Origin of the sequence: Micromonospora sp. NBS 11-29 (genome assembly GCF_002140155.1) — a bacterium.
In the GTDB taxonomy this organism is placed as follows: Bacteria; Actinomycetota; Actinomycetes; order Mycobacteriales; family Micromonosporaceae; genus Micromonospora.
On sequence record NZ_NAPR01000003.1, the window covers coordinates 33,489 to 54,671 of the forward strand.

18 protein-coding genes are annotated in these 21,183 nt (G+C 72.9%); 6 read left to right on the forward strand and 12 right to left on the reverse strand.

From position 1 onward, the window contains the following. Positions 1–100: 100 nt before the first annotated feature. Genes B1205_RS01395 through manD form a run of 4 tightly spaced genes read left to right on the forward strand, consistent with a single transcriptional unit; the run spans position 101 to position 4,734 of the window. Positions 101–1,216, forward strand: a complete 1,116-nt coding sequence (locus tag B1205_RS01395; protein WP_089153955.1) for a WD40/YVTN/BNR-like repeat-containing protein — start codon at positions 101–103, stop codon at positions 1,214–1,216. Beyond that, positions 1,213–1,509 (forward strand): MoaD/ThiS family protein, encoded by a 297-nt coding sequence (locus tag B1205_RS01400; RefSeq protein WP_089153956.1) that lies wholly within the window; start codon positions 1,213–1,215, stop codon positions 1,507–1,509. Before B1205_RS01395 ends, B1205_RS01400 begins: the two co-directional genes overlap by 4 nt. 46 nt (positions 1,510–1,555) lie before the next feature. Beyond that, positions 1,556–3,484, forward strand: a complete 1,929-nt coding sequence (locus B1205_RS01405; protein ID WP_254909629.1) for a beta-propeller domain-containing protein — start codon at positions 1,556–1,558, stop codon at positions 3,482–3,484. 41 nt (positions 3,485–3,525) lie between these two features. Then, positions 3,526–4,734: a D-mannonate dehydratase ManD gene (gene manD / locus B1205_RS01410; protein WP_089153958.1), complete on the forward strand. Its 1,209-nt coding sequence runs from the start codon at positions 3,526–3,528 to the stop codon at positions 4,732–4,734. Positions 4,735–4,744: 10 nt separating this feature from the next. On the opposite strand, the gene B1205_RS01415 is transcribed toward manD, so the two are convergent. The 6 genes from B1205_RS01415 to B1205_RS01440 are packed head-to-tail and all read right to left on the reverse strand — an operon-like array spanning position 4,745 to position 12,639. Then, positions 4,745–6,853, reverse strand: a complete 2,109-nt coding sequence (locus tag B1205_RS01415; protein WP_254909630.1) for an alpha-glucuronidase — start codon at positions 6,851–6,853, stop codon at positions 4,745–4,747. A gap of 40 nt (positions 6,854–6,893) precedes the next feature. Next, the gene (locus B1205_RS01420; protein ID WP_089153959.1) at positions 6,894–7,583 is read right to left on the reverse strand and encodes a DUF624 domain-containing protein; all 690 of its coding nucleotides are present in this window, start codon (positions 7,581–7,583) and stop codon (positions 6,894–6,896) included. Further along, the gene (locus B1205_RS01425) at positions 7,580–9,130 is read right to left on the reverse strand and encodes a GH39 family glycosyl hydrolase (RefSeq protein WP_089153960.1); all 1,551 of its coding nucleotides are present in this window, start codon (positions 9,128–9,130) and stop codon (positions 7,580–7,582) included. Before B1205_RS01425 ends, B1205_RS01420 begins: the two co-directional genes overlap by 4 nt. A 6-nt stretch (positions 9,131–9,136) precedes the next feature. Beyond that, positions 9,137–10,780, reverse strand: a complete 1,644-nt coding sequence (locus tag B1205_RS01430; protein WP_089153961.1) for an ABC transporter substrate-binding protein — start codon at positions 10,778–10,780, stop codon at positions 9,137–9,139. A 39-nt stretch (positions 10,781–10,819) separates the two neighbouring features. Then, a complete protein-coding gene (locus B1205_RS01435; RefSeq protein ID WP_089154343.1) occupies positions 10,820–11,716 on the reverse strand; it encodes a carbohydrate ABC transporter permease in 897 nt (298 codons plus the stop codon). After that, complete coding sequence (locus tag B1205_RS01440) at positions 11,713–12,639, reverse strand: ABC transporter permease (protein ID WP_089153962.1); 927 nt, start codon at positions 12,637–12,639, stop codon at positions 11,713–11,715. Before B1205_RS01440 ends, B1205_RS01435 begins: the two co-directional genes overlap by 4 nt. Positions 12,640–12,760: 121 nt before the next feature. Here B1205_RS01440 and B1205_RS01445 point away from each other — a divergent pair, with 121 nt between their 5' ends. After that, a complete protein-coding gene (locus B1205_RS01445) occupies positions 12,761–13,741 on the forward strand; it encodes an acetylxylan esterase (protein ID WP_089153963.1) in 981 nt (326 codons plus the stop codon). Here B1205_RS01445 and B1205_RS01450 read toward each other — a convergent pair. The 4 genes from B1205_RS01450 to B1205_RS01465 are packed head-to-tail and all read right to left on the reverse strand — an operon-like array spanning position 13,734 to position 18,096. Continuing rightward, positions 13,734–14,897, reverse strand: a complete 1,164-nt coding sequence (locus tag B1205_RS01450) for an SGNH/GDSL hydrolase family protein (RefSeq protein WP_089153964.1) — start codon at positions 14,895–14,897, stop codon at positions 13,734–13,736. The genes B1205_RS01445 and B1205_RS01450 overlap by 8 nt on opposite strands. Positions 14,898–14,948: 51 nt before the next feature. Further along, positions 14,949–15,788 carry a sugar phosphate isomerase/epimerase family protein gene (locus tag B1205_RS01455; RefSeq protein WP_089153965.1) on the reverse strand — a complete coding sequence of 280 codons (840 nt, stop codon included), beginning with the start codon at positions 15,786–15,788 and terminating at the stop codon, positions 14,949–14,951. Beyond that, positions 15,785–16,948, reverse strand: coding sequence for a dihydrodipicolinate synthase family protein (locus B1205_RS01460; RefSeq protein ID WP_089153966.1), 1,164 nt, complete (start codon positions 16,946–16,948; stop codon positions 15,785–15,787). The genes B1205_RS01455 and B1205_RS01460 overlap by 4 nt, the downstream gene beginning before the upstream one ends. Further along, a complete protein-coding gene (locus B1205_RS01465; protein ID WP_089153967.1) occupies positions 16,945–18,096 on the reverse strand; it encodes a Gfo/Idh/MocA family protein in 1,152 nt (383 codons plus the stop codon). The genes B1205_RS01460 and B1205_RS01465 overlap by 4 nt, the downstream gene beginning before the upstream one ends. 106 nt (positions 18,097–18,202) lie before the next feature. On the opposite strand from B1205_RS01465, the gene B1205_RS01470 reads away from it, so the two are divergent. Further along, positions 18,203–19,237 carry a LacI family DNA-binding transcriptional regulator gene (locus B1205_RS01470; protein ID WP_089153968.1) on the forward strand — a complete coding sequence of 345 codons (1,035 nt, stop codon included), beginning with the start codon at positions 18,203–18,205 and terminating at the stop codon, positions 19,235–19,237. Positions 19,238–19,252: 15 nt separating this feature from the next. Here the strand turns inward: B1205_RS01470 and B1205_RS01475 are convergent, their stop codons facing one another. Continuing rightward, positions 19,253–20,212: a sugar phosphate isomerase/epimerase family protein gene (locus B1205_RS01475; RefSeq protein WP_089153969.1), complete on the reverse strand. Its 960-nt coding sequence runs from the start codon at positions 20,210–20,212 to the stop codon at positions 19,253–19,255. A gap of 211 nt (positions 20,213–20,423) precedes the next feature. After that, a complete protein-coding gene (locus B1205_RS01480; RefSeq protein ID WP_089153970.1) occupies positions 20,424–21,155 on the reverse strand; it encodes a class I SAM-dependent methyltransferase in 732 nt (243 codons plus the stop codon). Between the last annotated feature and the right edge of the window lie 28 nt (positions 21,156–21,183).

Genomic DNA, 21,183 nt, shown 5'->3' on the forward strand with positions numbered 1-21,183 from the left:
GGACGCCGATTGTCGTACCCGGGGAGTACGACCACAGCGATGAGTCCCGGCCCGGTGCGCGGTCAGACCCGGTGCAGCTTCGGACGAAGGATGAGGACACATGAGCGCAGTACGAGTACTCGTCGGCACGCGCAAGGGCGCGTTCACCCTGACGTCGGACGGCCGCCGCGGCGACTGGACGGTCGACGGCCCCCACTTCGGCGGTTGGGAGATCTACCACCTGACCGGTTCGCCGGTCGACCCGGATCGGCTCTACGCCTCCCAGTCCGGTGGCTGGTTCGGGCAGCTCATCCAGCGCTCGGACGACGGCGGCCGGAGCTGGACGACGGCCGGCAACGACTTCGCCTACGCCGGCGACGTCGGGGAGCACCTCTGGTTCGACGGCACCCCCCGCCCGTGGGAGTTCAAGCGCATCTGGCACCTCGAGCCGTCGCGGCACGACCCCGACACGCTGTACGCGGGCGCGGAGGACGCCGCCCTCTTCGTCTCCACCGACGGCGGTCAGAAGTGGTCGGAGCTGTCCGCCCTGCGCCAGCACCCGAGCGGCGGGGCCTGGCAGCCCGGCGCGGGCGGGATGTGCCTGCACACGATCATCCTGGATCCGGCGAACCGCGACCGGATCTTCGTCGCGATCTCCGCGGCCGGGGCGTTCCGCAGCGACGACGGCGGGGCGAGTTGGCTGCCGATCAACAAGGGCCTGCGCTCGGGGGAGATCCCGGACACCGACTCCGAGGTCGGCCACTGCGTGCACCGTCTCGCCCAGCACCCGTCCCGGCCGGACACGCTCTTCATGCAGAAGCACTGGGACGTGATGCGCAGCGACGACGCCGGTGGTAGCTGGCGGGAGGTCAGCGGCAACCTCCCGTCGGACTTCGGCTTCCCGATCGCGGTGCACGCGCACGAGCCGGAGACCATCTACGTGGTGCCGATCACCAGCGACTCGATGCACTACCCGCCGGAGGGCAGGCTGCGCGTCTACCGCAGCCGCACCGGCGGCGAGCACTGGGAGCCGCTGACCGAGGGCCTGCCGCAGTCGCACTGCTACGTCAACGTGCTGCGCGACGCGATGGCGGTCGACACGCTGGACCCGTGCGGCATCTACTTCGGCACCACCGGCGGTCAGGTCTACCACTCGGCGGACGGCGGTGACAGTTGGGCGCCGATCGTGCGGGACCTGCCGGCGGTGCTCTCCGTCGAGGTCCAGGTGCTGCCGTGATCCGGGTGGTGCTGCCGGCCCACCTGAAGACCCTGGCGCACGTCACCGGCGAGGTACGCGTCGAGGTGGCCGGGCCGCCCACCCAGCGCGAGGTGCTCGACGCGCTGGAGACCGCGTACCCGATGTTGCGGGGCACGATCCGTGACCGCCGCAGCGGCCAGCGCCGCGCGTTCGTCCGCTTCTACGCCTGCGAGCGGGACCTGTCCCACGAGCCGCCGGACGCGCCGCTGCCCGAGGAGGTGGTCGCCGGCCGGGAGCCGTTCATCGTGCTCGGCGCGATGGCCGGCGGCTGACGCCGGCCGTGGGAACCGTGCCCGGGGCGGGCGCGTCTGACGCTCCATGACAGGTCGCCGATCCCGCGCCGTCGGCTGGACGATGGTCGCCGCGCTGACGCTCGCCGGTTGCACCGCCCGACCACCCGCCCCGCCGCCGCGGGATCCGGGGGTGCCGGCCGGGGCGCTGCGGTTGGTCGCGTTCGACTCCTGCGACGAGGCGTTGCGCCAGCTCAGGGCCGCTACGAAGGCGTCGGTCGGTCCCTGGGGCCTGGGGCCGGACGGTGACATCGTGCCGCTCGCGGCCGCCGAGCGGGCCCCGGTCGGTGCCGTCGCCAAGGACGCGGGGGCCTCCCCGGCGGGCTTTTCCGGCACCACGGTGCACGAGGCCGGCGTGGACGAACCGGACCTGGTCAAGACCGACGGGCGGCGGATCGTCACGGTGGCCCGGGGTGTGCTCTCCGTGGTGGACCCGGCGAGCCGCCGCCTGACCGGCCGGCTGGTCCTCGACGCCACGGCGCGCGGCGGCGCGGCCAACCTGCTGCTGCACGGTGACCGCGCGCTCGTGCTGCTGCCGACGCGGTGGGACACCGCACCCTCCGTGCCGAAGGGGCGGGTGGCGCCGGCGGTCGCCGAGGCCCGGCTGGTCCTGGTCGACCTCGGCGGGGCTCCGACGGTCATCGGCGAGTACCGGATCGACGGCCGTCTGGTGGACGCGCGTCAGGTCGGGGCGACCGTCCGCGTGGTGGTCCGTTCCGCGCCCCGGCTGGCCTTCCCGCAGCCGGCCCGGGCCACCGACGCGCAGCGGATCGCCGCCAACCGGGCGGTCGTCGACCGGGCCACGCTCGACGACTGGCTGCCCCGCTACGAGGTGCGGGAAGGCGGCCGGAGGACCACCGGGCGGGTCGACTGCGGACGGGTCAGCCGGCCGGCCGGCTACTCCGGCGCCGCCCTGGTGAGCGTGCTCAGCTTCGACCTCGGCGCGAGCACCCTCGGCGCGGGCGACCCGGTCACCGTGGTGGCCGACGGCGAGACCGTCTACAGCAGCGGCCCGCGGCTCTACCTCGCCAACGACCGTCGGTGGCGGCCCCGGTCGGCCACCGGGTCGCCGGACGACACCACCGAGATCTACCAGTTCGACACCGCGGCGGGTACGCCGCGCTACGTCGCCGCCGGGTCCGTGCCCGGCTGGCTGGTCAACCAGTACGCGCTGTCGGAGTGGAACGGTCACCTGCGGGTGGCCACCACCACCGGTGACCCGTGGGCGGGCGGGCGGCGGTCCAGCTCCGGGGTGTACGTGCTGCGTGCCGACGGCGCGACGCTCACCCGGGTCGGCGCGGTCACCGGGCTGGGCCGGGGCGAGCGGATCTTCGCCGTGCGCTTCCTCGGCGGCACCGGGTACGTGGTGACGTTCCGGCAGACCGATCCGCTGTACACGGTGGACCTGCGGGACCCGGCCGCGCCCCGGGTGACCGGCGAGCTGAAGATCAACGGCTACTCGTCGTACCTGCACCCGGCCGGGGACGGCCGGCTGCTCGGGGTCGGGCAGGAGGCGACCGACCGGGGGCGGGTCCAGGGCACCCAGGTGTCGTTGTTCGACGTCGTCGACCCGACCCGGCCGACCCGGCTCGCCCAGCATCATGTGCCGCAGGGCTGGTCCGACGCGGAAGGGGACCCGCACGCGTTCCTCTACTGGGCGCCGGAGCGGCTGGTGGTGATCCCGGTGAACCGGCCCGGCGTGGCCACCGACCGGGCCGGCGCCGAGGGGACCCGGGGTGCGCCGGGCAGTGGGCTGCTGGCCCTGCGGGTCGGCGACGGCGGGTTCACCGTGGCCGGCACGGTCGAACACCCGCCGGCCCTGGCCGACGGGGCCGAGTGGACGCCGATCAACCGGTCGCTGGTGGTCGACGGTGTGCTCTGGACGGTCTCCGACGCCGGCCTGAAGGCGACCGCCCTGGCCGGCTGGCGGACGCTGGCCTGGGTGCCCACGACCTGACCGACGGGCTGCATCGACACCCGTCTGTTAAGGTCGGCGCGGTGAGGATCGTCGACGCCCGAACCATCGTGACCTGCCCCGGCCGCAACTTCGTCACCCTCAAGATCGTCACCGACGAGGGCGTCACCGGCGTCGGCGACGCCACGCTCAACGGCCGGGAGCTGGCCGTCGCGTCGTACCTGCGCGACCACGTCGTGCCGCTGCTGATCGGGCGCGACCCGGCCCGGATCGAGGACACCTGGCAATACCTCTACCAGGGGTCGTACTGGCGGCGCGGCCCGGTGACGATGAGCGCGATCGCCGCCGTGGACACCGCGCTCTGGGACATCAAGGGCAAGGTCGCCGGGCTGCCGGTCTACCAACTGCTCGGCGGCCGCTCCCGGGACGGTGTGACCGTCTACGGGCACGCCAACGGCGAGACCGTCGAGGAGGTGCTGACCGAGGTCGCCCGCTTCGTCGACCTCGGCTACCGCGCGGTGCGCGTGCAGAGCGGCGTGCCCGGCCTGCCCCGCACGTACGGCGTCAGCGCCGACAAGATGTTCTACGAACCCGCCGACGCGGCGCTGCCCAGCGAGACCACCTGGTCGACGGAGGCCTACCTGGCCCATGTGCCGGGCGTGTTCGCCCGGGTCCGCGACGAGTTCGGCCCCACCCTGCGGCTGCTGCACGACGTGCACCACCGGCTCACCCCGATCGAGGCCGCCCGGCTCGGCAAGAGCCTGGAACCGTACGCGCTGACCTGGATGGAGGATCCGGTGCCGGCGGACCTGCCGGAGGCGTTCCGGCTGATCCGGCAGCACACCACCACCCCGATCGCCGTCGGTGAGGTCTTCAGCAGCGTCTTCGACGCCGCCCAGCTCATCCGGGAACAGCTCATCGACTACATCCGGACCACGGTGGTCCACGCCGGCGGGCTCACCCACCTGCGACGCATCTTCGACCTGGCGGCGCTGCACCACGTCCGCAGCGGCTCGCACGGCGCCACCGACCTGTCCCCGGTCTGCATGGCCGCCGCGCTCCACCTCGACCTCGCCATCCCGAACTTCGGCCTCCAGGAGTACATGCGTCACACCGAGGCCACCGACGAGGTCTTCCCGCACGGCTACCACTTCGCCGACGGCTACCTGCACCCCGCCGAGACCCCCGGCCTCGGGGTGGACATCGACGAGGAGGCGGCGGCCCGCTTCCCGTACGCGCCCGCCTACCTGCCGGTCAACCGGCTGACCGACGGCACGGTGCACCCGTGGTGAGCGCGCCGGGTCAGTGGATGCGCCGCCCGCGCGCGTCCGGCACCCCCGACTTGCGGAAGAAGTACGCGTTGACCTGGTCCCGCCACTCGGTGGCACAGCGGAACTGCTCATCGAGCCGGTCGGCCACCCGCTCGTACACACCCGGGTCGAGCAGGCCGGCGAGCGTGCGCCACCGCTCGCGCATCGCCGCCACCTGCTCGACGCCGGCGAAGTGCGTGTCGTAGATGTGCTGGATCACGGTGCTGCCGCTGTGCAGGACGTGGTCGTAGGGGACATGGTGGAAGAAGAGCAGCAGCTCGTCCGGGCACCGCTCGCGTGACTCGTACCGCTCCGCCCACGGCGACGGGTACTGGCCGGTGAAGCCGGTCCCGGTGGCCCGGGTGCGGTCCACCCCGACGCCGTCGCGGTCGGCGAAGTGGTACGTGCCCCAGGCGGTGTACTCGTAGCCGTCCACGTCGGGCCCGTAGTGGTGCCCGGGTCGCACCATGAAACCCACACCCAGCGGCGCGGTGTAACGCTCGTAGGTGCGCCACGAGTCGTCCATGACCTCGTGCAGCGTCCGCCGCACCCGCTCCGGGTCGCCGCTCGTCGGCAGCCAGGTCAGCTCGATCCACTCGTCGAGGACCGTGGCGGGGTCCAGGCCGGGGTCCCAGGCGAGCCGGCCGAAGGCGTACAGGTTGGCCTGGGCCAGCGGGTGCCCGGTCCAGAACGGGTCGTCGCCGGTGTTGGCGACGCCGACCAGGCCGCCGCCCGTCGCCCCGGCGACCACGTCGGCGATCGTGCCGCGCCCCTCGCCCCGGGGCGCGAACCGCAGCACCTCGCTCCACCAGGGACCGAGCCAGCAGACGTGCCGCTGCTGGCCGGTGTACTCCTGGGTCACCTGCACCTCCACCGCCAGGCAGGTGGCCGGCATCGCCGCGAGCAGCGGCGACACCGGCTCGCGTACCTGGAAGTCCACCGGGCCGAACTTCACCTGGAGGACCACGCCGTCGGCGAACCGCCCGTCCAGGGGGACGAAGTGGTCGTGGGCGGCCCGGGCCCGGTCGGTCGTGCGGTCCCGCCAGTCCTGGTGGTGGTCGTAGACGAAGGCCCGCCAGTGCACCACGCCGCCGTGCGGGGCGAGCGCACCGGCGAGCAGGTTCGCGCCGTCGGCGTGGTCGCGCCCGTACGTGAACGGTCCGGGTTGACCCTCGGAGTCGGCCTTCACCAGATAGCCGCCGAAGTCCGGGATGCGCTCGTACACCCGCCGGGTGGCGCCGTCCCACCAGGCCCGCACCCGGTCGTCGCGCGGATCGGCGGTGGGCAGGCCACCGAGGACCACCGGGGCGGCGAACGTCACCGCCAGGTGCACCCGGACACCGTACGGGCGCAGCACGTCCGCGATCTCCGCCACGTCGTCCAGCCGGTCGGTCAGCAGCCGCGCCTCGGTGGCGTGCACGTTGACGTTGTTCACCGCGACCGCGTTGACCCCGCAGGCGGCGAGCAGCCGTCCGTAGTCGCGGATCCGGGCCACGTCCCGGCGGGCGACGCCGTCCCGCCAGAAGATCGAGCCGCCGGCATACCCCCGCTCGATCTGACCGGAGACCGGGTGCACGGCCACGTTGTCCCAGTGGTCGAGCATGCGCCGGGTCAGCGCCGGGGCGTCCCGCCGCGCCGGCCGGTCGACGCCGAAGGCCGCCGCGCCGAGCCGGACCACGTGGAACAGCCCGTACAGCAGCCCGGCCGGCGTGTCGGCCAGCACCACCGTCACGCCGGCCTGCCGGGCGGTCAGGAACCCCTCCGCGCCGAGGGACCCGTCGGTGCGCCCGTTCACCGCCGTCGTCGCGGCGAGGCGGACGGTCTCCGCCGTCGCGTTCGCCAGCGGCCCGGCGTCGCGCAGCGCGAGCACCAGGTCGGCGTCGACGTCCCAGGACGGGGAGCGCCACACCCGCCCGCCGTACCGGGCGCAGGCCCGCGTCACCTCGTCCAGCACGGTGTCCACGAGCAGGCCGTGGCCGTGCACCAGGACGCTGCGGGCGCCGATGGCCCGGAACGCCTCCGGCGGCAGCCAGGCGGCGTGCCAGGCCGGCTCGTCGACCCCGACCGACGCGGGGCAGCCGAGCGGTTCGATGCCGGTCACCGGCCCGCCCGCCGCGCCGGGTCCCCGATGTCCCCTGTGCTCATGCGGTGAACTCCTTCCGGATCACGCCGATCATCGGTTCGCCGATCCGCAGCAGCGCCAGCACGAAGACCACGGCCAGGAGTGCGAGCGCCGCCTCGGAGAAGACGGCGGTGACGCCGACGGCGGCGGCCAGCAGCAGGGCGTTGCCGACCGTGACGCCCGGCGTGCGCACCAGGAAGTACACGGCGAGGCGGGCCACGTCGCGGGTGCGGAAGGTGAACAGCGAGACGATCACCAGCGCGTTCGCCCCGGCCAGCACGACCCCCGCACCGACCAGCGCCAACGGCACCGCCCACCAGGACGGTACGGCCGCGGCGGGCAGGTGGGCGAGGTTCACCGCGACGACGGTCAGCCACAGCAGCGTCGGCCCCCACACCCGCAGCACGCCCGGCAGGTTGGCCCGGTAGGCCCGTCGGAACGCGCGGGCCGGCCGCAGGTCCGTCGGGTCGGGCCGCTGGTGGCGCAGGGTGTGCAGCGCGGCCGAGACGGCCGGGCCGACCGGCAGCAGGCAGAGCGCGACCAGCGGCAGGTTGCTGGCGTCGCGGTCGAGCAGCACCAGCGCGGCCAGCACGGGCACGGTGGTGAGCAGGAGGAACAGTTCGACGACGAGCAGGATGTGCACGGCCGCGGCGGCCCGCGACAGCAGCCCGTCGCCGAACTCCCGCCGGCGCTGCGCGGTGCCGTTCACGACTGCCCCGGCGGGTCCGCCGGCGCCGTGTCGTCGGGCCCGTCGAGCAGCCGGTCGTCGTCGCCCCACGGCGGCGTCTCGTCCACCACCGGGGTCAGCTCGACCAGGGTCACCTCGTGCCGGGCGAGGGTGAGGTCGACGTCGATCCGGCCGGCGGTGACCGGCAGGGCGCGGTGGGTCCGGGCCGGCTCGGCGGCCTCCCGCAACGCGTCGAGCTGCCGGGGCCGGGGGGAGTGCGGGCTGCCCATCTCCCGCCAGGCCGCCCGGACGTTGCCGGCGTCCTCGCTCACCGACGACCGGAGCTGGAACGCCGAGGTGGTGCCCGGCGGGCCGAGCGGGACCGACAGCGCCAGGGTGTGCCGCTCGGGTGTCGGCTCCCGCCCGGTGACGTCCACCGGGGCCCAGGCCAGCACTGCGACCCGGCCGTCCGGGTGACGGGTGACCAGGTGGTCCGGCCCGCGGGCGAGCACGTCGTCGCCGAGCCGGGCCATGAACGCGTACAGGTGGTAGGTGGGTTTCTTGAGCTGCCGGTGGGCGAGCAGGCCGAAGCCGCCGTGCAGCGGCGCGGTCGGCACCCCGACCTCCTCGAACACGTCGCTGAAGGTCCAGTACGAGAACGAGTCGACCAGGTCACCGCCGCCGGCCAGCACCGGGGCGAGGTAGGCGGCGTGGAACGCGGTGTCGTGGATCGGGTTGTCCGGCCGGTAGGAGGAGTTGAACTCGGTGATGTGCACCGGCAGGTCCGCGAGCGCGGTGCCGGCCAGGTGGCGGCGCGGCGCGGCGAACTGGTCCAGCAGCTCCGCCGCCGGGGCCAGGCTCTGCCGGGTGCCGAACGGCACCTGCCGGGCCGGCCCCGAGGTGTACGCGTGGCGGCTGACGAAGTCCACCGGCACGTCCCGCGCGGCGACGAACTCGGCGAACGGGGCCAACCACTCGTCCGCGCCGGGGGAGATGGCCGGGCCGCCCACCTGGAGTGCCGCGTCGACGTCCTTGACCGCGTGCGCCGACACCTCGTACAGGCGGTGGTAGGCGTCCCGGTCGGCGTCGCGCCAGAACGCGGTCAGGTTCGGTTCGTTCCACACCTCGATCGGCCAGCCGCGCACCTCGTCGAGGCCGTACCGGTCGACCAGGTGGGCCACCGTGGCCCGGACCAGGTCGGCCCATTCGGAATGGGAGCGCGGCGGGGTGACGTTGCCCCGCCACCAGAAGACGGTCTGGTCGCCGGAGGCGAGTTCCGAGGGCATGAAGCCCAGCTCCACGAAGGGCCGGATGCCCAGGTCGAGGTAGGCGTCGACGACCTGGTCGACGTACGTGAAGGCGTGCCGCACCCGGCGTTCGCCCCGGTGCTCGTACGGTCGGTGCACGCCGACGCCATCGCTGAGCAGCCCGTGGCCGCGGATGTGCCGGAAGCCGACGTCCCGCTGCACCAGCGCCAGCGAGTCCTGGTAGTCCCGGCGCAGGGCCAGGTCGAACCGCCCGGTGCCCACGCAGGTGCGCCAGGCGTCGGTCAGCCGGCCGGTGGGCCGGTCGTCCACGGTGATGCGCATCGCCGGTCAGCCGTGGTTCTTCCGGTACCGCTCGTACGCCTTGTTGACCAGATCGGTGTACGCCTGCGCGTTCTTGCCCTTCAGTTCGGTGACGTAGGCGTCCCACTCGCTCAGCGGGCGCTGGCCCAGGGCGAACTTGAGGGTGTTCTGCGTGACGTAGTCCTTCAGCGCCGTGGCCCACAGCGTGGTCTGCTCGCGCTCATCGTCGGTGAGCGGCGCGGGCGGCGGCGTCACCCAGGGCGCCGCCTGGCGGCCGTTCATCTCCCGCTGGAACTCCATCTCCTCGGGCGAGAAGAACGACTGCACCAGGTCCAGCTTGCCGCCGTAGGCGAACACGCCGTTGGCGAAGCCGAAGTCCTTCTGGAGGTGCTTGGTGCCCTTGGGGTTGAGCCCGACGATGTTCACGTCCGGGGCGAGCGTGCGCTTGCCAGCGCCGTCCCTGGTGTAGGTGGTGCCCTCGACGCCCCACTTGGCGAACTCCTGGCCGGCGTCGGAATACCAGAGCCAGTCGATGAACTGCATCATGGCCACGAAGTTTTTGCCCTCGCGGGCCTTGCTGGAGATCATCACGCCGTTCTCCAGGCGGCTCGCCGGGTTGACCGGGCCGGCCGGGCCGATCGGGAACATGATCTTTTTCAGCCGGGCGTTCGGGTTGATCTTCGCGATGTCCGGCCGGTAGTCGTTGACCAGGGTCTGCGCGTTGGTGCTGATCACGAACGACTTGCCGCTGGCGAGCTTCTGCCGGGCCTGGTCGTCGGTCTGGGTGAACGTCTCCGGGTCGAGCAGCCCCTCGGCGACCAGCTTGTGGAGGAACTCCACCACCTGCCGGTACTGCGGCGAGGCCGCGGTGAAGACGTACTTTCCGGCGCCGGAGTCCCAGCTCGTGGCGTGGTAGTTCCAGCCGGCGCCCCCGAGCCCGTACGACAGGGCGAGCATGTTCAGCAGGTTCCCGGCGGGGTTGGGCTTGCCGAACCGGTCGGAGAACGGATAGACGTCCGGGTGGGCCGCCTTCATCGCCTTGAGCATGGCGTACACCTCGTCCCAGGTGGTCGGGGACGCGATGTTCAACTGCTCCAGGATGTCGGTGCGCACCGCCAGCGTGTACTCCTGCCACGGCTTCTCGTGCAGGCCGGGCAGCAGGTAGAACTTGCCGTCCTCCTGCCGCAGCGTGTCCATCTCCGGCCCGAGGTTCCACTTCTCGATCTTGTCCTTGAAGTGCGGCATCAGGTCGAGGTAGTCGCTGACCGGCAGGATGGCGCCGGAGGAGACGTACGCGTCCTCCTGCGGGTGGTAGGTCTTCGGAATGATCAGCGGGGCGTCGCCGGAACCGACGAGCACGCTGCGCTTCTGCTCGTAGTCGCTGAGCGGGACCGCGACCGGGTCCAGCTTGACGTTGGTCCGCTTCGCCAACTCCGACCAGAACAGCCACTCCGGCTTGAGCGGGTAGTTCGGGTGGTTGTTGTAGAGGATCGAGAAGGTGACCGGCGCGGTGGCGGTGAACTGGTCGCCGACGCCGTACTTCTCCATCGCGCCGTCGCGGTTGCGGTCGAGGTCCTTCTTGTCGGGGGTGTCGTCGCCGCAGCCGGCCAGCGAGACGACGGCGGCCGCGCCGGTGGCGAACAGCACCTGGCGGCGGGACATCTGGACCATGGGGCTTCCTCTCGGTGGTGGGTGGTGGCGCGGGCGCGGCTATCCCTTCACGGAGCCGAGCAGGATTCCGGAGACGAAGTAGCGCTGGATGAAGGGATAGACCGCGAGGATCGGCAGGACCGTGAGCACGATGGTCACGGACTGGATGGTCGCGGCGGACTGCACGACGTCGTCGGCGCCGAGGCCGCCGCCGGTCTGGGTGGCGTCGGTCGCGCCCACGATGAGGTTGCGCAGGTAGACCGTCACCGGGAGCAGGTCCTGCCGGTCCATGTAGAGGAACGCGGCGAACCAGGAGTTCCAGAACGACACGGCGTAGAACAGCACCATCGTGGCGACCATCGCCTTGGACAGCGGCAGGACGACCCGCAGCAACGTCCCGTACGTGTCCAACCCGTCGACCGCGGCGGCCTCCTCCAACTCGACCGGCAGGCTCTCGAAGAACGCCTTCATGACCAGCAGGTTGAACACGTTGATGGCGTTGGGCAGCGCGATCGCCCAGACGGTGTTCTTCAGGCCCAGGCTGGTGACCAGGACGTAGTTGGGGATCAGCCCGCCGGTGAAGAACATGGTGAACACCGCGATCCCCACCAGCGCGGTCCGGCCCCGCAGGTGCCGTTTCGACAGCACGTACGCGTAGCAGGTGGTCAGCACGATGGAGACGATCGTGGCGACGACCGTGTAGACGACGGTGTTGCGGTAGCTGGTCCAGAACGCCGGGTCGGACGTCACCACCCGGTACGCGGTGAGGTTGAACCCGCGCGGCACCAGGTTGACCTTCCCGGCGACGATGTACGCGTTGTCGCTGAGCGAGCGGGCCACGATGGTGAGGAACGGGTACACCGTCACCACCACCACGCCGGTCAGGACGACGGCGTTGACCGCCTGGAAGATCCGGTAGCCGCGGCTGGGCCGCACCCCGCGCGCCCGGGTGGTCACCACAGGCTCGTTCCCACCGTGCGCCGGGAGATCGCGTTCGCCGACAGCACCAGCGTCAACCCGATCACGGCCTCGAACAGGCCGATCGCCGCGCCGTAGCTGAGGTTTCCGGAGACGATGCCCACCCGGTACAGATAGGTGGAGATCACGTCCGCGGTCGGATAGGTGAGCGGGTTGTAGAGCAGCAGGATCTTCTCGAAGCCGACGGCCATGAACGTGCCGATGTTGAGGATCAGCAGCGTCATCATGGTCGGCCGGATCCCGGGCAGCGTGACGTGCCAGGTCTGCCGCCACCGGTTGGCACCGTCGATCCGGGCCGCCTCGTACAGGTCACCGTCGATGGTGGTGAGCGCGGCGAGGTAGAGGATGGTGCCCCAGCCGACGGTCTGCCACACCTCGGACGAGACGTAGATCGACCGGAACCAGCCGGCCTCCTGGATGAACGGAACCGGCTCCGCGCCGACGGCGCCGATGAGCTGGTTCACCGTGCCGTCCACGGACACCAGTTGCATGACCATCGCGGCCACGATCACGATCGACAGGAAGTGCGGCAGGTAGGACACCGACTGCACGAACCGCTTGAGGACGCGGCTGCGGACCTCGTTGAGCAGCAACGCGAGCACGATCGGCAGCGGGAAGCAGAACAGCAGCGTCAGCGCGCCCAGCACCAGGGTGTTGGTGAAGACGTCCCAGAACGTGGGGTCGGTGAAGAACAGCCGGAAGTAGCGCAGCCCGGTCCAGTACTCGCCGAAGATGCTGCCGCCGGGCTGGAAGCGCCGGAACGCGATCACGTTGCCCAGCATCGGCAGGTAGCGGAAGACCAGGAAGAACAGCAGCGGCAGGACGGCCAGTGAGTAGAGCTGCCAGTCCCGGCGCAGGGCCCGACGCCAGGGGCGGCGGCGTCCTGCGGTCTGGGTCGTCATCCTCGCCCCCACCGTGGCCGTCGAAAACTTCCGGTAACGCTCCACAAGCTTTCCGGAAATTTATGGTGATCGCTAGAACAATGTCAAGGAGATCGATGCACCATCCCGCCCTGGAGGATCCATGCCCTTCGCCGACCTTCCTCTCGACCAGCTCCGGTGCTACCGGCCCGCCGTCGCCGAACCCGCCGACTTCGACCGGTTCTGGCGCACCACACTCGCCGCCGCGGCGGCCGCTCCGGTGCTCCTCGACGTCCGGCCCGAGCCCACCGACCTGCGGCTGGTGCAGTCGTGGGACGTGACGTACGCCGGCTTCGACGGCGAACCGGTGCGGGCCTGGTACACCCGCCCCACCGACGTGGCCGAGCCCCTGCCGGCGGTGGTGGAGTTCGCCGGCTACGGCCGCGGCCGGGGACTACCGGGTGAGCGGCTGACCTGGCCCGTCGCCGGCTACGCCCACCTGCTGATGGACAACCGGGGCCAGGGCGGGCTGTACGCCCCCGGCGACACCCCGGACCCGCACGGCGCGCCGGGCGGCCCGAGCCCCGCGACCCGGGGCATCCTGGATCCGGAGAGCTACCACTACCGCCGCCTGATCACCGACGCGGTCCGCGCGGTCGACGCCGCCCGCGCCCTGCCCGGGGTCGACGCGACCCGCGTCGTCGCGGCGGGCAACAGCCAGGGCGGCGGGCTCGCCCTCGCGGTGGCCGGCCTCGTCGACGACCTCGCCGCGCTGCTGGTCACCGCACCGTTCCTGTGCCACATGGCGCGGGGCGTGGCCCTCTCCGACGCCTCACCGTACGGCGAGATCGCCCGCTACCTGGCGGTGCACCGGGAGGCGGAGGAGGCGGTGTGGCACACGCTCTCCCACGTCGACGGGGTCGCCTTCGCCCGCCGGGCGAGCGCCCCGGCGCACTTCGGGATCGGCCTGCGCGACGACGTGTGCCCGCCGAGCACCGGCTTCGCCGCCTACAACCAGTACGGCGCCGCGACCGGCCGGCCGGTCGACCGGCAGATGCACACCTACCCGTTCAACGGTCACGAGGGCGGCGAGGCGGTCCACGTCCGGCGTCAACTGAGCTGGCTGGACGCCCTCCTCACCTAGAGCCGAACGGGCCGTCGGGGCCGAACGCCAGCGCGGCGAAGCGCTCGCCGATGCGGCGGTCCGCGACCGGGTCGGGGTGCAACTGGTCGGGCAGGGGCAGCTCGGCGAAGTCCGCCTCGCCGTAGAGCGCCAACCCGTCCAGGTAGTGCAGGTGCGGGTCCTCGGCGGCCCGCGCGGCCACGATCCGGGCCAGCTCGGCGCGGATCACCCGCAGGGTGAGCTTCCCGGCGGCCTGCTCGGCCGGGTCGCCGGTGGCCCGGAACTGCACCGTGCCGGTGCTGAAGTCGACGGCACCCGGGCCGGGCGTGTCCTCCTGGATCGGGCAGAGAATGGGCGACACGACCAGCAGTGGTGTGTCCGGGTGCCCGTCGCGCAGCGTGTCGAGGAAGCCGTGCACCGCCGGGGTGAACGCGCGCAGCCGCATCGCGTCGCTGTTCACCAGGTTGATGCCGATCTTCACGCTGATCAGGTCCGCCGGGGTGTCCCGCATCGCTCGCGCGGTGAACGGGTCGAGCAGCGCGCTGCCGCTGAACCCGAGGTTGACCAGCTCCACCCCGGCGAGACCGGCGGCGACCGCCGGCCAGGTGCCGGTGGGGCTCTCCGCGTCCGAGCCGTGGCTGATCGAGCTGCCGTGGTGCAGCCACACCCGCCGGCCCCGGTCGCCGAGCGGTTCGACCGGCGCGTCGGTGCGCAACGCCACCAGCTCGGTGATCTCCCGCTGCGGCAGCCAGATCTCCACCTCCTTGTCGGTGGCGGGCAGGTCGGCGAAGCGGACCGCGGCGACCGGCCCCAGCGCGGTGGTGGTCGCGCCGGTGGTCAGGTCGATGGTGAGCACCTTGCCGCCGCCGGCCGTGCCCTGCCCGGCGAGACGGCCGTCGACCAGCAGGTCGTAGCGGCCGTCCGGGCGCGGCGGCGCGCCCGGGTAGACCATCTTGGTGGCGAGCACGTCCAGCTCGACGGCGGTGGCCCGGGTGCGGAACACCAGCCGTACGCCCGAGGGCATCGCCTCCGCCGTCGCCACCTGCGGATCGGTGTTCTGCGCCCGGGCCCGCGCGGGCAGCCGGTGCGGCAGCACCCCGTGCGCGGTGCGTTCCAGGTCGAGCGCGCCGCGCAGCAGGTCGGGGGTGATCGGGGTGGTGATCGAGGCGGACGTCATGATCCGATCCTGCCCCGGTCGTCGGCCCGGCGGCCACCCGATTCGCCGCCGTCAGTCGGCCAGCACCAGCTCGACGTAGCGGGCGACCATGGTGGCGAGGACGCGGTCCGGGTCGGTCGCCCACACCTCGGCGTTGAAGATCTCCACCTCGGTGTCGCCGGTGTAGCCGGCCGCCTCCACGGCGCGGCGCAGCGGCGGGAAGTCGATGTGCCCGTCGCCCATCATGCCGCGGCCGAGCAGCACGTCGGCCGGCAGCGGGGTGAGGAAGTCACAGACCTGGAAGCTGGCGATGCGGGCCCCGGCGCGGGCGATCTGCCGCCACACGTCCGGGTCCCACCAGACGTGGAACGCGTCCACCACGACGCCGACCTGCGCCACCGGGAACGCCTCGGCCAGGTCGAGCGCCTGCCCGAGCGTGGACAGCACCGCCCGGTCGACGCAGTACATCGGGTGCAGCGGCTCCAGCGCCAGGCGCACGCCGCGCTCGCCCGCGTACGGGGCCAGTTCGGCCAGCGCGTCGGCGACCCGTCGCCGCGCGCCGGGCAGGTCGCGGGAGCCGGGCGGCAGGCCGCCGACGACCAGCACCAGGCAGTCGGTGCCGAGACCGGCGGCCTCGTCGATGGCGCGTCGGTTGTCGGCCAGCGCCTCGGCCCGCCCGGCGTCGTCGGCGGCGGTGAGGAACCCGCCCCGGCACAGCGACGACACCCGCAGCCCGGCGTCGGCGACGAGCTTCGCCGCGGCCGGCACCCCGATCTCGGCGACCGGCTCGCGCCACAGCCCGATCGCCGGGATACCGGCCCGCACGCAACCGTCGACCGCCTCCCGCACCGACCAGCGCTCGGTGGTGCGCTGGTTGAGCGAGAGCTTCGCCAGCCGGGGGTCGGCGGTCATCCGGTCACCCCCGCCACGGCCAGGTAGCCGCGCATCCGGTCGGCCGCCAGCTCCGGGTCGAGCAGCAGCCCGGCGGCGTCGGCCAGCCGGAACGCCTCGACCAGGTGCGGGACGCTGCGCCCGCCGTGCAGGCCGCCGACCATGGTGAAGCCGGGTTGCCGCCCGTTGAGCCAGGACAGGAACGCGATGCCGGTCTTGTAGTACGGCGTCGGCGGGGCGAACAGGTGCCGGGACAGCGGCACGGTCGGGTCGAGGACCGCCCGGAATCCGGCCGGGTCGCCGTCGTCGAGCCGGCGCAGCGCCGCCGACGCGGCCGGGGCGATGGCCGCGAACGCGCCGAGCAGCGCGTGGCTGGACCGGGTGCCGTCGCCGGCGATCAGCTCCGGGTAGTGGTAGTCGTCGCCGGTGTAGACCTTCACGGTCGGCGGCAGCAGCTCACGCAGCCGCACCTCCCGTCTAGCGTCCAGCAGGGAGACCTTCACCCCGTCGATCACGTCGGCGTGGGCGTGCACCAGCGCGACGAACGTGGTGGTGGCCTCGTCCAGGTCGGTCGAGCCCCAGTAGCCCGCCAGCGCCGGGTCGAACATGTCGCCGAGCCAGTGCAGCACCACCGGCGCGTCGGCGGACCGCAGCACCCGGTCGTAGACGCGCCGGTAGTCGTCGGCTCCGGCGGCGAGCGCGGCGAGCTGCCGGCTGGCCATCACCACCGCGACCGCGCCGCACCCCTGCACGAACGCGACCTGCTCGGCGTACGCGGCGGCGACCTCGTCGAGCGTGTCGGGCACGCCGGTGAGCTGGTCGGTGGCCGCCCCGGCGACGATGCGCCCACCGCAGGCGGCGGCCTCGGCGGCGCTGCGCCGGATCAGCTCCCGGGTGGCCGCCCAGTCCAGCCCCATGCCGCGCTGCGCGGTGTCCATCGCCTCGGCCACACCGAGCCCCCAGGACCAGAGGTCGCGCCGTACCGCGAGCGTGGCGTCCCAGTCCAGCCGCGCCGGAGCGCCGGGGGCGTTGTCCGCGTGCGGGTCGGCGACGACGTGCGCCGCCGCGTACGCGATCCGGCTGGTCGGTGGCGCGGACGGCCGCTGCCATCCGGCCGGCTCGCGCAGGGTCAGCGCCTCGGTGCCGCCGCCCGGGACGGGCAGGGTGATCCGTGCGGTCACCGGTCGATCTCCTCGATGGCGACCCGCCGGCCCTCGCGGGCGGAGCGCAACCCGGCCTCGGCGAGCTGCACGCCGCGCGCCCCGGCCAGGAAGTCCCACGGGAACGGCTCGTCGTCGACGACGTGCCGCAGGAACGCCTCCCACTGCACCTTGAAGCCGTTGTCGTAGTCGGCGTTGTCCGGCACGGTCTGCCACTGCGCCCGGAACGGCTCGGTGACCGGCAGGTCCGGGTTCCACACCGGCATCGGGGTGGTGCCTCGGTGCTGGATGCGGCACTCGCGCAGCCCGGCGACCGCGCTGCCGTGCGTGCCGTCGACCTGGAACTCGACCAGCTCGTCCCGGTACACCCGGACCGCCCAGGAGGAGTTGATCTGGGCGATGACACCGCCGGCCAGCTCGAAGATGCCGTACACCGCGTCGTCGGCGGTGGCCGGATAGGCGACACCGGCCTCGTCGACCCGCTCGGGGATGTGCGTGGCGGTGACCGCGGTGACGGCGGCGACCCGCCCGAAGATCTGCTCCAGCACGTAGTGCCAGTGCGGGAACATGTCGACGGTGATCCCGCCGCCGTCCTCGGCGCGGTAGTTCCAGCTCGGCCGCTGCGCGGCCTGCCAGTCGCCCTCGAACACCCAGTAGCCGAACTCGCCGCGCACCGACAGGATCCGGCCGAAGAAACCGCCGTCGACCAGCCGCTTGAGCTTGCGCAGCCCGGGCAGGAACAGCTTGTCCTGCACCACGCCGTGCTTGACGCCCTTGACGGCGGCGAGCCGGGCCAGCTCCAACGACCCGGCCAGCCCTTCGGCGAGCGGCTTCTCGGTGTAGACGTGCTTGCCGGCCTCGATCGCGGCCCGGACCGCCTTCTCCCGCTGCGCGGTCACCTGGGCGTCGAAGTAGACCTGGTGGGCGTCGTCGGCGAGCGCCGCGGCCAGGTCGGTGGTGTAGGACGTCAGCCCGTGCCGGGCGGCGATCTCGGCGAGCCGGGCCTCGTTGCGGCCCACCAGGGTCAGCTCCGGCCAGATGCGACTGCCGTCGCGGGCGGGCAGTCCACCCTGCTCGCGCAGGGCGAGCAGGGACCGGACGAGGTGCTGCCGGTATCCCATTCGCCCGGTCACGCCGTTGAGGATGATCCCGACCGTTGTGCGCTCCACGTGTGCCCCTCCCGGCCCTGAATGCGCTTTCAGTAAGCGCTTTCAGAATGTTACGGTAGCCACGCCCGCACACCGGGTCAAGACGTTCGGCGGGGGAGACACATCGATGCAGTCACGCACGCACGTGACGTTGGAGGACGTGGCCAGGGCGGCCGACGTCTCGCTGGCCACGGCCTCCCGGGCGCTCAACGGCATGCGGGTCACCCCGCAGCTGCGCGACCGCGTCCTCGCCGCCGCCGCGCGGCTCGCGTACACCCCGAACGCCCACGCCCGCGCGCTGGCCGGCGCCTCCCACCGCACCGTCGGCGTGATCTGCCACGACGTCACCGACCCCTACTTCGCCGCCGTCGCCGGCGGCGTCATGCGGGTCGCCGGCGCCAACGACCTCCTGGTCATGCTGGGCAGCACGTTCCGCGACCCGGAACGGGAGATCGCGTACGTGTCGATGCTGCGCGCCGAGCGCGCCCCGGCCATCCTGCTCATCGGCTCCGGCTTCGAGGACCCGCGCTGGGAGCGGGCCCTGGAGGCCGAGCTGAAGCCCTACCTCGACGGTGGCGGCCGGGTCGCCGTCGTCAGCCGGCACCGCAGCCTCAAGGTCGACAGCGTGCTGCCGGAGAACCGGGCCGGCGCCGCGGCCCTGGCCCGCGCGCTGCTCGGCCTGGGCCACCGCCGCTTCGCGGTGCTCGCCGGCCCCCGGGCGCTCACCACCGTCACCGACCGGTTCGGCGGCTTCCGCGACGAGCTGGCCGCCGCCGGTGTCACGCTCGACCCCGCCCAGGTGGTCGAGGGCCCGTTCACCCGCGACGGCGGCTACCAGGCCATGACCGCGCTGCTCACCCGCGGCCTCGACGCCACCTGCGTGTTCGCGCTGACCGACGTGATGGCCATCGGCGCCTGCGCGGCGCTGCGCGACCACGGGCTCGCCGTGCCCGATGACGTCTCCGTCGCCGGCTTCGACGACATCCCGATCGTCCGCGACCTCACCCCGGCGCTGAGCACCGTGGCGCTGCCGCTGCACCAGCTCGGCGAGAAGGCGATGGAGATGGCGCTGACCGAGAACACCGGCCGACGCCGGCGGATCCTGCGCATGAGCGGCGAGGTGGTGCTGCGCGGCAGCACCGCCAAAGTGGACGCGCGCTGACCCGCCGCCGCCCTGTCAGTAGGTCAGGTGGCGCAGGTAGCGGTAGCCGACGGCGGCGGTCTGCTGCGGGGTCACGTCGGGGGTGTCGTTCTCCACGATGTACTCCCGCACCGGATGGGCGCGGAAGATCCGCGCGAAGTCGATCGTCCCGGTGCCCAGGTCGGCCATGTCGCCGGTGGCCGGGTCGCGATCCTTGACGTGGTACTGCAGGACCCGCTGCGGCGCGGACCGGATCACGTCGAGCGTGAAGCCCTCCGGGTCCCGCGCACCGTCGCCCGAGGTGATGCCGCCGGTGACCGCCCAGTAGATGTCGATCTCCAGATGGACCAGCCGGGGGTCGAGTTCCTCGATCAACACGTCCCACGGCCGCCGGCCGTTGCCGAGGTCGGTGGTGAACTCGTGCGCGTGATTGTGGTAGCCGTACCGCAGGCCGGCCTGGCGCGCGGCGGCGGCCTCCACGTTCATCTGCTCCGCCCAGCGCTTCCAGTCGTCCTCACGCTCGGAATTCAGGTAGGGCACCACCAGGAACCGCTGGCCCAGCGTACGGGCGTTCTCGATCTTCTGAGCCAGCCCGGCGGCGTCGGCGGCGATCCCGTCGTGGCTGGAGCTGGCCCGGATGCCGATGCCGTCGAGGAAGCGGCGTAGCTGTCGCGCGGTGCGGCCGAAGTAGCCGAGCGCCAACTCCACCCTCGGATAGCCGATCCGGGCCAGGTGGGCCAGCGTCGCATCGTAGCCGGGGGAGCCGTTGAGCGCGTCGCGGACCGTCCAGAGCTGGAGGCTGATCAGCTCCTTCGGCACATGCCGCCGGCCGTGTGGGTGCCCGCCGCCGGCCTGGGCCGCGGTCGCGCCGAGCCCGGTCGCGCCGAGCCCCGCCGCCAGCCCGACGCCGGCCAGCGCCGCCAGCGAGCCGCGCAGCAGGTCGCGCCGGTCGAGGGACCGCCGTAGCGCGGCCTCGCCGTCGAATCCGTAGCACATGACGGTGCTCCTTTCGCCGGATGCTGCGCCGACGCTACAAAAGACATGTCGATACGTCTATGCCTTTCGGTGTGTCGGTACGGACTTTCGACGCCAATGGCGGAAAGTGCGGTCGGTCATGGCTGCTCGTCCTGACCGGCCGGTAGGTGGCGTGGATGGTCGCTGTCGAGCTGACAGCACGAACAACTCACGCGCGCACCCGGCGCCGTCGTCAGCGCACGACCAGCAGGTCCAACGCGTCCACCACCGGCCCGGTCTCGACGCGGGCGGCCCCGCGCAGGCGCGCGACGCCGGCGGCGTACTCCTCGTCGGTGATCAACTGGAGCGGCGTGTGCGCCTCCCGGCGCAGCTCGACCGCCGCTTCCCGCAGCGACGCCGCGGTGACCTGCGGAACCGGCTCGACCGTCGAGGTGGCGAAACCGGCCTCGGCGAACGCGGCCGAAACCTCGTCGACGCCGGGATAGGTGTCGAGCACGCGGACGGCCTCCGGGAAGTAGCGGAACAGCGTGATCCCCGCGTGCCGCCCGGCGAACGCCGACCGGATCAGCACTGGAGCGCCGGGCCGCACCACCCGGCGCAGCTCCCGCGCCGCGGCGGCCAGGTCCGGCACGTGGTGGATCACCGTGGACAGCCACGCCCCGTCGACGCTGCCGTTCCGGAGCGGAAGGTGTCCGGCGTCGCCGGCCAGGACCGGCCGGAACGTGGCGCGGGCGCGCATGGCCGCCGACGGCTCCACCGCTACGACGTCCAGGCCGGGGAACCAGGCGGTGAACGCTTGGGCCCAGCTTCCGGTGCCGGCGCCCAGGTCCAACAGGCGCCGACCCGGCCCGGGGACGAGGTGCCGGGCGACGGCGGCCCGCCAGGCGGTCAGCCCGTCGTCGGTGAGGTGGCGGGTCGCGGCGAACGCTTCCGCGTCGGTGTCGTCGTACGCGATGCGAGCCATGCAGATGAGCCAACTACCAGGCGGAGTC

Excerpts from the sequence above, each read along its gene's own strand:
- B1205_RS01395 (WP_089153955.1), top strand. The coding sequence starts at position 101 with ATGAGCGCAGTACGAGTACTCGTCGGCACGCGCAAGGGCGCGTTCACC.
- B1205_RS01405 (WP_254909629.1), top strand. The coding sequence starts at position 1,556 with ATGACAGGTCGCCGATCCCGCGCCGTCGGCTGGACGATGGTCGCCGCG.
- B1205_RS01425 (WP_089153960.1), bottom strand. The coding sequence starts at position 9,130 with ATGCGCATCACCGTGGACGACCGGCCCACCGGCCGGCTGACCGACGCC.
- B1205_RS01430 (WP_089153961.1), bottom strand. The coding sequence starts at position 10,780 with ATGGTCCAGATGTCCCGCCGCCAGGTGCTGTTCGCCACCGGCGCGGCC.
- B1205_RS01440 (WP_089153962.1), bottom strand. The coding sequence starts at position 12,639 with ATGACGACCCAGACCGCAGGACGCCGCCGCCCCTGGCGTCGGGCCCTG.
- B1205_RS01445 (WP_089153963.1), top strand. The coding sequence starts at position 12,761 with ATGCCCTTCGCCGACCTTCCTCTCGACCAGCTCCGGTGCTACCGGCCC.
- B1205_RS01450 (WP_089153964.1), bottom strand. The coding sequence starts at position 14,897 with ATGACGTCCGCCTCGATCACCACCCCGATCACCCCCGACCTGCTGCGC.
- B1205_RS01455 (WP_089153965.1), bottom strand. The coding sequence starts at position 15,788 with ATGACCGCCGACCCCCGGCTGGCGAAGCTCTCGCTCAACCAGCGCACC.
- B1205_RS01470 (WP_089153968.1), top strand. The coding sequence starts at position 18,203 with ATGCAGTCACGCACGCACGTGACGTTGGAGGACGTGGCCAGGGCGGCC.
- B1205_RS01475 (WP_089153969.1), bottom strand. The coding sequence starts at position 20,212 with ATGTGCTACGGATTCGACGGCGAGGCCGCGCTACGGCGGTCCCTCGAC.
- B1205_RS01480 (WP_089153970.1), bottom strand. The coding sequence starts at position 21,155 with ATGGCTCGCATCGCGTACGACGACACCGACGCGGAAGCGTTCGCCGCG.